Here is a 12,243-nt window from a genome sequence, read left to right on the forward strand (position 1 = left end):
CGGAAGACAAGATCAAAATGCGCACAGAATTCGATCTCTATTACATCGAAAACTGGTCCTTGTGGTTTGATCTGAAGATTCTGTTTCTGACGCCGGTCCGTCTGCTCAACACGGACAACGCCTATTGAGCACCACCGTCAACCCCGTTGATTTTGCCAGCGTCGACAGAGCCGCCAGAAACCGCTTTCTGATCAAGCTGCTCTCAACGCTGGCGGTCGGATTCGGCGTCTTTCTCAGTGGTTTCGTCATCAACGAGCCCGCGCCCTATGAACTCTATATGGCGGTGCTGATCGTGGTCTGGGCACTGTTTGGCTTGCGCTTTTCCCGCAGTGTCGTTGTTCTGCTCGCCCTGCTGGTCATCTTCAATCTCGGCGGCTGGCTATCCGTGGCGCAGATGCCGGACCTCAAGACAGCACCCATGTATATGGCCGTTTCGCTGTTTCTTGCCTTCACATCGGTTTTCTTCGCCGCGATCATCGAAGGCAATCACCGCATCCTGTCAGCTATATTCAATGGCTATCTCATTGCCGCAGTCTGTACCTCCATGCTCGGTATTTTAGGCTATTTTGACGCCTTTCCCGGCGCTGATGTGTTTACCCGTTATGGCCGCGCCATGGGTGCGTTCAAGGACCCGAATGTTTTTGGGCCATTCCTCATTCTGCCGATTGCCTGGCTGGTGCATGGCATATTGGTCGGCAATTTGCGAAGCCTGCCACTGCGCCTCGTCCCTACACTTATTCTCACGCTTGGTGTTTTCCTCTCCTTTTCCCGCGCTGCCTGGGGCATGGCGGTTCTGGTGATTGCCGGCCTTGCCCTAGCGCTTTTCATTCGAAGCCCAAGCCATCTTTTCCGGCTCCGGATTGTCTTCCTCGCCGGTCTGGCGGTGGTTGTGCTTCTCATCGCCATCCTCATCGCCCTGCAAATCCCCAGCGTCTCGGAGCTGTTCTTTGCGCGGGCACAACTGGTGCAAGACTACGACGATGCGCAGTTCGGACGTTTTGCCCGCCATTGGTATGGCCTGTTGATGTCCGTTGATCATCCCTTCGGCATCGGACCTCTGGAGTTCGGTCCCATCTATGGCGAAGATACCCATAATATCTGGCTAAAAGCAGCACTCGACTATGGCTGGGTCGGCTTCATCAGTTATCTGACACTGACCATGCTCACACTGGGTCTGGGGCTGCGTATTCTCTTCCGGGATCGCCCGTGGCAACCCTTCCTGCTCTGCGCGTATCTCACCTATGTCTCGCATGTGGTTGTCGGTAATGTCATCGATACGGATCACTGGCGCCATTTCTATATTCTGGTTGGAATCATCTGGGGCTGCGCTGCGCTTGAAGCGCGTCATTCCTCATTGTCTCCTGCCAATAAGTAATTCTGAAAGTAATGGTATAGATATTGCCGTAATATGCTCTACTTGAGTGCATTTCGTTATTAATATTCCATTCGATACAATCATCCTCAACAAATGAAAATCACGAAATAACCAAAAAATATTTCAGAATATATACACAATACAAATCCCATACTCACATTGAAAAGAAGCCATTCTGCATGTAAGATCATGCGATTATTTCGAATTTCTCATATGAGAAGGATTTCTATTCTATAAGTTGAGTCAATGCACTTAAAAAGAATGGGTGGAAAAGGTCGTTGACGTTTTTAGATACTGATAATCCGAATTACTCGAAAGCCGACGGCCAACTCATGCAGCAGGCACTGGAGGAAGCTGCACGCAAGCTAAGGATCGAGGACGACAATGACCCGGAACGCAAAGTTCTGGCGCGGTTTATCCGTGCCGCATTCCTCATCGGCAACCGGGATACCGAAGCGATGGCTGGATTTGCGGTGGACGCAGTGCTTGTGCGGCGCCGAGCGGCCGAAAGCACAAGTCGTTCTAGCCTCGGAAATTACCGATAAACTGGCGAAACGCGGGTGAGGATTCGCCGCTAAACATCTCTGCGGGTGTGCCGGTACTGTCAATCTGCCCTTCCCGCATGAAAACGACGCGGTTCGAAACATCCCGGGCAAAATTCATTTCATGGGTGACGACGAGCATAGTCATGCCCTCTTCAGCCAAAGCACGCATGACGCGCAGCACTTCACCCACAAGCTCCGGATCAAGCGCGGAAGTGGGCTCGTCAAACAACATAACCTTTGGTCTCATCGCCAGAGCGCGCGCTATGGCAGCACGTTGCTGCTGACCACCGGAGAGATGGGCCGGATAGGCATGCCGCTTTTCTGCAATGCCGACTTTTTCCAGAAGCGCTTCAGCTTCGGCAATACATTCGGCTCTTGGGCGTTTCAGCACGTGAACAGGCCCCTCAATGACATTCTGCAGGATCGTCATATGCGACCACAGATTGAAGGATTGAAACACCATGCCGAGTTCCGCGCGGATATGATCCACCTGCTTCGAACTCGCAGGCATGTTCTTGCCGTGCTTCTTGACCATGTTGATATGTTCGCCATCAACCCAGATTTCGCCTTCGTCAGCAATTTCAAGCAGATTGATGCAGCGAAGGAAGGTGGATTTGCCCGAACCACTCGAACCGAGAATGGAGATGACATCACCATCATGGGCTTCCAGAGAAATACCGCGCAGGACTTCCAGTGAACCAAATTTCTTGCGGATGTTACGCACCGAGAGCCGGTTGACGGTTGCTGTGCTCGGGTTGCTGGAGTGTTCATGCACCATTGCTGATATTCCTTACGGCAAACGCGAAACGGCAGCGCGCCGATGGTGGGAAAGCCTGTATTCCAGCAGCGCCATGGCTTGCAGGATCAGGAAATTGAGAACGAGATAGATGACCGCCGCACATAGAAACACTTCCATGGTGCGATAGGTCTGCGAGATCAGCCGCTGCGCTACGCCGGTTACTTCCCAGACTGTCACAAGGCTGGCGAGCGCTGTTGATTTCACCATCATGACGATTTCTGTCGAATAGGCAGGAAGCGCATGGCGGAACGCGATCGGTCCGATGATGCGGCGTACCAGCAGAAAACCCGACATGCCGATGGAGCGCGCCGCTTCGATTTCACGGGCCGGAACTGCCCGCAGACCGCCGCGAAAAATCTCGGCGGAATAACCAGCAGTACACAAGGCAAGAGAAAGAACGGCACAGACAAAGGGTTCACGCAGGAACGGCCAGAGAAAACTATAGCGAATGAAACCGAACTGCCCGAGCCCGTAGAAGACCAGAAACATCTGGATCAGCAGCGGCGAGCCGCGAAACACAAAGATGTAACCCTTGGCGAAATTACTGAGGATCGGGTTTTTGGCGACACGCATCCAAACGATGAGGAGTGCGAGCAAACCACCAAAAGAAACGGACAGGAAGAACAGGCCAAGCGTCATCGGCACGGCTGCCAGCAGTGTTTTCATGGTCTGGAAAATGAAGGCAAAATCCATAACCGCTCCCTCAAGCCTGACCGAAGGAAGATGGCATGGAGCGATTGGCGCGCCGCTCCGCCCGTGTAAACAGCCGATCCGAAAGGCTTGTTAAAATCAGATAGAGGCAACCACCCGCGATAAAGAACAGGAAATATTGCCGTGTGGACCCCGCCGCAACCTGACTGGTGCGCATCAGGTCCGCCAAGCCGGTGACGGATACCAGTGCCGAATCTTTGAGGCTGAGCTGCCATACATTGCCGATACCCGGAATGGCGAAACGAAGCACTTGCGGGGCGATAATCCGCCGGAAGCGCAAGCCACGATGCATGCCAATGGCCTCCGCCGCTTCCAGCTCACCTTTGGGGATGGCGAGAAATGCGCCGCGATAGACTTCCGCCTGATAGGCACCTGAGATAATGCCGACCGCCAGGGCACCCGCGGCAAAGGATGGCAGGCCGAGAAAGCCTTCATAACCAAGATAACGCCCGATGGCTGTAACAGCACCGGAGCCGCCGAAATAAACGAGATAGATGATCAGAAGTTCGGGAACACCGCGAAATACAGTTGTATAGGCATTGCCAAGTGTGCGCAGAACCCCGCCGCCGGAAAGTTTGGCCCATGCAACCAGCGTGCCGACCACCGCGCCGATAAGCAGAGCAACAATGGTCACGCAAAGGGTCATCAGGGCACCGGCGATCAGCAGACCACCCCAACCCTTCTGTCCAAATCCGAGCACTTCGATTAGCCACATCAGCTGTGTTCCCGCTCCGCCCGGTTGATCCGGTTTCTCGAGTATAGGGGGGCATTGCCGGACAGTGTAAATGCTTCACATTGTCCGGCAATGCCTTATTCATCCAAAAGACATTACCGCCTTGTGGGAATAGTTACGGGCTAACGTCGGTCTTGAACCACTTCATTGAAAGGGTTTTTACAGTCCCGTCCGCCAGCGCTGCGGTGATGGCCTTGTCGAACATCGCCTTCAGGTCTGTGTCAGCCTTGCGAATGCCCAGACCTTCGCCGATGCCGAAAAGCGTACCGCCGAATTCAGGGCCGGTGAAAACCAGCGCACCATTGGCCTTTTCGAATGTCGTGCCGAAATACACGGCATCATCGAAAGCGAGATCAATACGGCCGGATTCAAGATCAAGATCGCGTTCCGCGCCGGTTTTGTATTCGCGTACGGTGGCGATGCTGCCGAAATTGTCATAGATAAACTTGGCGTAAACGGTTGCAGCCTGAATGCCGATGGTTTTGCCCTTGAAGGCTGTTTTCATCGCTTCAATTTCTGCCACGCCTGTTTGACCGGGTGTGAGCTTCAGAACCGAGCCTGTACCGGCAGCATTGGCCAATGGGCTGTCTTTTTGGGTGGCAAAGCCCGCATGGGTATTGGCGTAGGGGATCGAGAAATCGATAACCTGTTTGCGCTCGTCAGTGATCGACAGCGCATCCATGATGACATCGAACTTGCCTGCATTGAGGGCTGGAATCATACCGTCCCAATCGGAGGCGACCAGCTTGCACTCAACCTTCATTTCCTTGCAGAGATAAGCAGCCAGTTCAGGCTCAAAACCGCCGAGCGTTCCATCGGGGTTGGTCACATTCCACGGGGCATAGGCACCCTCTAGCGTAATGGTGACTGTTTTCCATTCTTTCGCATGGGCTGCGGACATGGACAGCGCAGAAAGCGCTATCGCTCCTGACAGCAAGAGCTTGTGTAATTTCATTAGCCTTCTCCTCTTGAGGTTGGCAAGTGTTGAACCTGTGTTCCCGTACCACGCTGCGGTGGCTTTTGAGCTTTTGTCTTTTCGCAAGTTGTATATGGTACCTTATGACATCCCCCGTGCCGCGCAAGAGGAAAAGTCGCGGTGAGAGGCAAAATCTGATCCTGCACAAGGAATGAGCAATGAAGGGCCTGAGATGACCAATTCCATGCTCAAGATACAACCTGACACACGCGTTCGCTCCCCTCTCTATGCCAATGTGAAGCGGATGATCCTTGGCCGCATTCATAGCGGAGAGTGGCCGCCCGAACATCGCGTGCCCTCGGAAAACGAACTTGTGGCGGGGCTTGGGGTCAGCAAAATGACCGCCAACCGCGCCTTGCGGGAACTTGCCAATGAGGGCGAACTGGTGCGCATTCGCGGCGTCGGTTCGTTTGTCGCAGCGCGCAAGGGCCATTCAACCCTGTTTGAAGTGCGCAATATTGCCGATGAAATTGTCGAACGCGGCCATACCCACAGCGCCGCCGTCATTCGTCTGGCACGGGAGAAAGCATCCTGCGCCGTGGCGGAAGCACTTGACCTGTCTTCTGGTGCCGCAGTGTTTCACTCGCTGATCGTGCATAGCGAAAACGGCGTTCCCGTCCAGATCGAAGACCGGTTCGTTAATCCGGCTGCTGCTCCGGACTATCTTTCTCAAGATTTCACGGCCCTTACGCCCAACGCCTATCTCAGCGCCAATGCGCCGCTTAGTGGCTCGGAACATATTGTCGAAGCGGCCATGCCGTCAGCGCGCGAGTGCAAGTTGCTTGGTATTTTGCGCAAGGAACCCTGCCTTGCTATCCGCCGCCGCACATGGTCGGGCAAGTCAGTGGTGTCGCTGGTACATCTGGTTTATCCCGGCAATCGCTACCGGCTGGAATCGCGAACCGGTGCAACGCCCGACAAACTCTGACGCTACTTGGCCGCCTTGCCGCTCTGGGACTGGCCAAGCTTATGAAAGCTGCGGGTCTTTCTGGTCATGAAATTCAGATAGGCATTAACAGGCATGAACCGTTTGAAGAAATATGCCTTTCTATCCCCGGCATGCGGCAGGACAAGATACTGGTTTGTCTCGACAGCACGATAAATACGGTCGGCGATTTCTGCGGCGGTAATGGGTGCCTTTTCAAACAGCCGTTCAATCTTGGCTGCTGCCGCAGGACTGCGCAGGGATTCCGTCAGATTGGTGCGAAAGAATGACGGGCAGACCACGGTCACACCTATATTGCTTGGTGCCAGTTCCACGCGCAGAGTTTCAGAAAACGCCACCACCGCAGCTTTCACCGCGTTGTAGCTTCCCATCATTGGCGGGTGAACGAGACCTGCCATGGACGCGGTATTGACGAAATGGCCCTTGCCTTGCGCCTTGAAAATCGGTGCAAAGGCCTGACAACCGCGCACGACGCCCAGAAGATTGATGTCGAGCACCCATTGCCACTGTTCAATGGATTCGCTGCCAAGCGCACCGGCTGTTCCTACGCCCGCATTGTTGAAGACGATATCAACGCCGCCCCATTCCCGCAGCAACTCCCCGGCAACCGCCTGCAAATCCTCAAGCTTGGTCACGTCGCAATGACGATAGATGCCTTGGCCTCCGGCGGCTTTGATAAGATCAAGCGTCTCCTGCCCGCGCGTGTCATTGAGATCGCCAATGCAGATGAGCGCACCGTCGCGGGCCCAGCGCAGGGCAATTTCCCGCCCAAGACCGGAAGCACCGCCAGTAACAAAGATACGCTTTTTCATCAGGCTATTCCTTATTATCAGGCGAGACGAAGCACAGCTTTGAGCGGGAGAATGCGCATAAGAAACCCCATGGGTCCCCACGGCCACCAAGGCACAGACGCCTTGACCGGTTCCCGTTCAATTGCCTTCGCAAGCAGCCGCGAGCCTGTCGGCCCATCAACTTCAAACGGCAGTTTCGGTGCGCCTTCATTGATTTCCGTGCGGATATAGCCGGGGAAAATGGTGCTGACCTTGATCGGGGTCGCCATAAGTTCCGCACGGATACCCTCGGACAATGAAGCCAGTCCCGCTTTCGTCGCGGCATAGGTGGTCAGATGCTTTGGTAAACCACGCACCGCGCTCATGGAGGAAATCGTCACCAGATGGCCTGCGTTCTGCTCGCGGAAAATCTCAACGGCGGCCTCGCACTGGGCAAGTGCTGCAACGAAATTTGTGTGGGCTGTCTGGACGTTCTGCGCGAAATGGCCGGTGCCGATGCGCTTGCCCTGCCCGACCCCGGCATTAACGATAATGCGGTCAACAGTGCCGAACTCCTGCTGCACCTCGCGAAACACGCGGAACACTGCGGGATAATCATTGACGTCGAGCGCCTTGACGATGACTTTGATGCGGGGGTGCTTGCGTTCCAGCTCGGCCTTCAATGTGTCGAGCCGTTCGGTCCGCCGGGCGCACAAAGCAAGATCGCGGCCCATGGCGGCAAATTCGCGGGCCATACCCTCACCAAGGCCGGAGCTTGCGCCCGTTATCAATATCGTCTTGCGTATGGTTGCCATGGCTGCCCCTATTTTCCACTTTGCCGGATAATGCGCCGGCATCGCCAATCGAAATAGTTCACCATGATCCAGAGGTTCTTGAACGCCGGATTGCGGGTCTGCCGGTGATAGTAACGGTAATAAATCTGCTGGGCGATGGCCGCGAGCCTGAACAGGCCGAACACCTCGTAAAAGGCAAAATTATCGACCTGTAGACCGCTCTTTTGCAGATAATAATCAACAACCTCCCTGCGTTTCATCATGCCGGGCAGTGTCGTCGGCTGGCGCTGGGTCAACTTCATCAGATAGGGATCGCCAGCCTCCACCCAATAGGCAAGCATACTGCCGAGATCCATCAGTGGATCACCCAGTGTCGCCATTTCCCAATCCAGCACACCGATAATGTTGGTCAAATCTTTTGGATCGAGCACCAGATTATCGAAACGCCAGTCATTGTGGATCAGACATGTGCGCGCATCATTGGGGATGTTCGCGGCGAGCCATTCACGCACAAATTTGAACGTCGGCGTGTTCCAGGTGCGCGCCTTGCCATAGCGGTCCGACCAGCCAGAAACCTGCCTCTGCACATAGCCTGCACCCTTACCGAGTGATTCCAATCCTGCTTCCGCAACATCGATCCTGTGCAACTCGACCAGTTTGTCCAGCATGGTCTCACAGAGGCGGCGTGTGTCCCCGGCGCTGAGCGTCACGCCTTGCGGCAGGCGTCTGCGCGGGATGATGCCAGCAATGCGCTCCATGACGTAAAACTGCGCACCGATCAACGTCTCATCCTCGCACAGGCCCATCATTGTGGGGACAGCAGGATAGAACGGCTTTAATGCCTTCTGAACATTATATTCCCGCCCCATATCATGGGCGGATTTGGCCTTGGTACCGGCTGGCGGGCGACGCAAAATAAGATCGTGCTGCGAATATTGCAGCCGGTAGGTCCAATTTGAAGCGCCGCCGGAAAACTGGGTTACATCGGGTATCCCCTCCACCGGCACACCAAGCGCGTGCAGCCATTGGCTGACTGCTTCCGCATTCAGTTCCTCACCGGCCCGCACCTTGCCTGCGCGATCAATCCCCTTGGCTTCAGTCATTTCATTCACTTTGCATGGCCATGCTTGGCCAGTTCAATGCGCGCGATCAGTCCTTTGTGGACCTCGTCGGGGCCATCGGCAAGACGAAGCGAACGGGCCTGAATGAAGAACTGCGTGAGCGGTGTATCCCGCGACAGACCCATTCCACCGTGAATCTGAATGGCGTTGTCGACAACTGCCTGCAACATCTGCGGCGCGACAACCTTAATGGCAGAAATCTCAGCCATTGCGCCCATGGCTCCCAACGTGTCGAGCTTCCAAGCCGCATGCAGGGTCAAAAGACGAGCCTGATCAATGGCAATGCGCGCTTCAGCGAGACGCTCGCGATTGCCGCCAAGATTGAGAATGGGCTTGCCGAACGCCACGCGTGACATGCCGTGCGCAATGGTCAGCTCCAGTGCCGCTTCCGCCGCGCCAATGCAGCGCATGCAATGGTGAATGCGGCCCGGTCCCAGACGTCCCTGTGCGATCTCAAAACCCGCACCAATATCTTTGACCACATTGGTCAGGGGTACACGGACATTATTGTAATGCACCTCGCCATGGCCATGCGGTTCATCATATTCGCCGAACACCGACTGCATACGGATGATCTCGACGCCCGGACTGTCCAAGGGTACCAGGACCATGGAATGTTGTTGATGGCGGCTTTTTCCTTCATCTGGCGTGCGTGCCATAACAATAGCGATCTTCGCGCGCGGATCACCGAGGCCGCTCGACCAGTGTTTTTTGCCGTTGACGACAATGGAATTACCATCGACCAGTGCTGTCGCTTCCATATTCGTGGCATCGCTGCTGGCAACATCGGGTTCCGTCATGCTGAACACCGAGCGTATTTCGCCTGCCAGCAGCGGTTTTAGCCATTCTTCCTGCTGGTGCTCGGAGCCATATTTCCAAAGCACCTCCATATTGCCCGTATCGGGCGCATTGCAGTTGAAGATTTCCGGAGCCATGAAGCTGCGGCCGGTTTCTTCCGCAACCAGCGCATATTCCAGCGTTGACAGCCCGGCCCCCAGCGCTTCATCCGGCAGAAACATGTTCCACAAGCCATCGGCCTTCGCCTTGGCTTTTAACTCCTCGACAACAGGTGAAATCTGCCACTGCTTCCAGTCGCTGCCATGATCAGCCGCAGCGATGCCAGCCCAATATTGCTTCTCGATCGGCTGAATATGCATGCGCATAAAAGACTTCACACGCTTGACGAAATCCTGCGTTTTGGGGCTAGGCATAAAATGCATCGATTGGCCGTCCTGTCTTCTGATGGATGAAGACTAACGACTCGGGGCATATCAAACAAATTATATGTTCTTATGATCGACTATGAGTTGTATTTATGACCTATGGTCACTGGCGGCCCACCGCCGCCATACTTTGTCATCACCTCGGCAAAGAGTTCACGCATCCAGCGATGGCCCTGATCATCCTCCCGCACCGCGTGCCAATACATGACAACGTCAATCGCCGGGATGGCCAGCGGTGCCACGAGCACATCAAGATTGAGCACGTCAGATAATTCAAGCGCATAGGTGCGCGGCATCGTCAAAATCCAGTCGGTCTCGGCGATAACCTTGCACGCCGCGAAGAAATGCTGGCAGCGCAAGCCGATATTGCGGCCAAGCCCCTGCTCCGCCAGAATATAGTCAATCGGCTCCATGCCTTCGATATGAGTAACCAGCACATGCTTGGCAGCCACATAATCCGCCTGTGTGAGCTTTTTTCCCGCGAGTGGATGACCTTTGCGCACAACAACGGCATTGGGTTCGCGCAGCAATGTCTTTTGTCGAATATGTGGGCCGACCTTGATCTTGCGGTCAATGGCAAGATCAAGCCCTCCCGCTGTCAGTTCCTTCTCAAAAGTTTCGCGCGCAACGCGGCGGCTGACAACACAGACACCCGGCGCCTCCGTTGCAAGCTGGCGCATCAATGGCGAAAAGGTTGCCGACTCAAGCACATCGCGCAGCGCAACTTTGAAATCCATCGTGAGACGGGATGGTGAAAACTCCGAAGACGTCTCAACCGCCGCATAGAGCCCCTCCAGATTGCGCCTTACATCGGCGATGATGATACGTACCCGTTCGGTCGCGACCATCCGGTTGCCCTGACGCACGAATAACGGATCGCTGAAGATTTCACGCAAGCGGGCCAGCGAATGGCTGATTGCGGGCTGGGTCAGATGCAAGGCTCTGGCCGCGCCGGAAATGCTGCCATTGGCGTGAATAGCATCCAGAACGCGAAACAGGTTGAGATCGAGACGGTTATCAAAGCTGTTCATGGGCAGACATTAGAACTGATCATATGATTTATACCATAGGCGATATTAGATTTACGCCCAATCCGGCTTGCCAGACCACGGCGACCCGGGACAATCATCTATGGAGGCAAAGCCCGTGAGCTTAGACGTCAACCGCCAGATTATCCTGCGTGAAAAGCCCGTTGGTAAGCTCCAACCGAACCATTTCGCCATGACTGAAAACACCATTCCGCAACCTGCTGATGGCGAGGTGTTGATCCGCGTGCGCTATATCTCGCTTGATGCTGCCAACCGTGCATGGATGCAGGGCGCCACCTACCGCGCTGCGGTTGAGCCAAATTCTGTCATGGCCGGCGGCGGTATTGCAGAGGTTGTCACCTCAAAAGCGCCCGGTTTTGCGCCCGGCGATCTGGTTTTCGCTGATACGGGCTGGCAGGACTATACCGTGCTGTCAGCCAAGCACCTCATCAAGATGCCGCATATCGAGCCCCTCACCCACCTGCTCAGCGTTTATGGCATTGCGGGCCTGACAGCCTATTTCGGCCTGCTTGATGTGGGCAAGGTGCAGCCGGGCGAAACGGTTGTCGTTTCGGCAGCGGCGGGTTCTGTTGGCTCGCTCGTCGGCCAGATTGCCAAGATCAAGGGCTGCCGTGTCGTCGGCATTGCGGGGGGTGCCGAGAAATGCGCGTGGCTGGTATCGCATCTCGGTTTTGATGCAGCAGTGGACTACAAGGCGGGCAATCTCTTCAAAGACCTGCGCGCGCTAGTCCCCAATGGGATCGATGTCTATTTCGACAATGTCGGCGGCGATACGCTGGAAGCCTGCCTTGCACTCATGAACACGCACGGGCGCATTGCCTGTTGCGGTGCCGTTTCCCAGTATGACGGTGCGCCGACAGCCGGACCGCGCGGCATTCCCGGATTGATCACCATCAAGCGCCTTGTCATGCAGGGCTTCATCGTCATGGACTATTTTAGCCAGCGCGACCGTGCTTTCGCCGATCTCCAGACCTGGGTTGCCTCTGGCCAATTGAAGGTGGAGGAAGACATTATTGACGGGCTGGAGAACACACCGGCTGCGTTGATCGGACTTCTGGCTGGCGAAAACCGCGGTAAGCGGATCGTCAAAGTCTGATCACCCGTAAAATCCAGATAAAAGCCAGACCTGATGTCTGGCTTTTATGTCTGCGTTTCCCGTCAGGATTGATCCAGACGTTGCCAGCTTCTAGCAACAGGCACC

At 55.2% G+C, this 12,243-nt stretch carries 14 protein-coding genes; 5 read left to right on the forward strand and 9 right to left on the reverse strand.

Annotated features, from left to right (window positions below; all coding sequences use genetic code 11):
* From FHW17_RS09135 to FHW17_RS09145, 3 genes are all read left to right on the forward strand, one after another.
* Positions 1-128 (forward strand): sugar transferase (locus FHW17_RS09135; protein WP_182509683.1); only part of this gene is annotated, 128 nt, incomplete at its 5' end.
* On the forward strand, positions 125-1,375 hold the full coding sequence (locus FHW17_RS09140) for an O-antigen ligase family protein (RefSeq protein ID WP_182509684.1): 1,251 nt from the start codon (positions 125-127) through the stop codon (positions 1,373-1,375). The genes FHW17_RS09135 and FHW17_RS09140, both read left to right, overlap by 4 nt.
* A 278-nt stretch (positions 1,376-1,653) precedes the next feature.
* A complete protein-coding gene (locus FHW17_RS09145; protein ID WP_112530143.1) occupies positions 1,654-1,920 on the forward strand; it encodes a hypothetical protein in 267 nt (88 codons plus the stop codon).
* Here the strand turns inward: FHW17_RS09145 and FHW17_RS09150 are convergent.
* From FHW17_RS09150 to FHW17_RS09165, 4 genes are all read right to left on the reverse strand, one after another.
* On the reverse strand, positions 1,898-2,698 hold the full coding sequence (locus FHW17_RS09150; RefSeq protein WP_113096031.1) for an ATP-binding cassette domain-containing protein: 801 nt from the start codon (positions 2,696-2,698) through the stop codon (positions 1,898-1,900). The genes FHW17_RS09145 and FHW17_RS09150 overlap by 23 nt on opposite strands.
* A gap of 12 nt (positions 2,699-2,710) precedes the next feature.
* Positions 2,711-3,412, reverse strand: a complete 702-nt coding sequence (locus tag FHW17_RS09155; RefSeq protein ID WP_112530139.1) for an ABC transporter permease subunit — start codon at positions 3,410-3,412, stop codon at positions 2,711-2,713.
* 10 nt (positions 3,413-3,422) lie between these two features.
* The gene (locus tag FHW17_RS09160) at positions 3,423-4,145 is read right to left on the reverse strand and encodes an ABC transporter permease subunit (RefSeq protein WP_112530137.1); all 723 of its coding nucleotides are present in this window, start codon (positions 4,143-4,145) and stop codon (positions 3,423-3,425) included.
* Between the two features lie 133 nt (positions 4,146-4,278).
* Entirely contained in the window at positions 4,279-5,118 is an 840-nt protein-coding gene (locus FHW17_RS09165) for a transporter substrate-binding domain-containing protein (protein WP_112530135.1), read from the reverse strand.
* Between the two features lie 193 nt (positions 5,119-5,311).
* Between FHW17_RS09165 and hutC the strand changes: the two genes are divergently transcribed.
* Positions 5,312-6,067 carry a histidine utilization repressor gene (hutC, locus tag FHW17_RS09170; RefSeq protein WP_210275849.1) on the forward strand — a complete coding sequence of 252 codons (756 nt, stop codon included), beginning with the start codon at positions 5,312-5,314 and terminating at the stop codon, positions 6,065-6,067.
* A 2-nt stretch (positions 6,068-6,069) separates the two neighbouring features.
* Here the strand turns inward: hutC and FHW17_RS09175 are convergent, their stop codons facing one another.
* The 5 genes from FHW17_RS09175 to FHW17_RS09195 form a co-directional block, all read right to left on the reverse strand.
* Entirely contained in the window at positions 6,070-6,897 is an 828-nt protein-coding gene (locus FHW17_RS09175) for an SDR family oxidoreductase (protein WP_182509686.1), read from the reverse strand.
* 17 nt (positions 6,898-6,914) lie between these two features.
* The gene (locus FHW17_RS09180) at positions 6,915-7,661 is read right to left on the reverse strand and encodes an SDR family oxidoreductase (protein WP_182509967.1); all 747 of its coding nucleotides are present in this window, start codon (positions 7,659-7,661) and stop codon (positions 6,915-6,917) included.
* Positions 7,662-7,678: 17 nt separating this feature from the next.
* Positions 7,679-8,752, reverse strand: a complete 1,074-nt coding sequence (locus FHW17_RS09185) for a phosphotransferase family protein (protein ID WP_182509687.1) — start codon at positions 8,750-8,752, stop codon at positions 7,679-7,681.
* A gap of 5 nt (positions 8,753-8,757) precedes the next feature.
* Positions 8,758-9,990 carry an acyl-CoA dehydrogenase family protein gene (locus tag FHW17_RS09190; protein WP_182509688.1) on the reverse strand — a complete coding sequence of 411 codons (1,233 nt, stop codon included), beginning with the start codon at positions 9,988-9,990 and terminating at the stop codon, positions 8,758-8,760.
* A gap of 80 nt (positions 9,991-10,070) precedes the next feature.
* Positions 10,071-11,024, reverse strand: coding sequence for a LysR family transcriptional regulator (locus tag FHW17_RS09195; RefSeq protein WP_182509689.1), 954 nt, complete (start codon positions 11,022-11,024; stop codon positions 10,071-10,073).
* A gap of 115 nt (positions 11,025-11,139) precedes the next feature.
* On the opposite strand from FHW17_RS09195, the gene FHW17_RS09200 reads away from it, so the two are divergent.
* Positions 11,140-12,138, forward strand: a complete 999-nt coding sequence (locus tag FHW17_RS09200; protein WP_112530151.1) for an NADP-dependent oxidoreductase — start codon at positions 11,140-11,142, stop codon at positions 12,136-12,138.
* Positions 12,139-12,243: the final 105 nt, after the last annotated feature.

The sequence above is a fragment of the Phyllobacterium sp. P30BS-XVII genome, assembly GCF_014138335.1.
Taxonomy (GTDB): Bacteria; Pseudomonadota; Alphaproteobacteria; order Rhizobiales; family Rhizobiaceae; genus Phyllobacterium; species Phyllobacterium meliloti.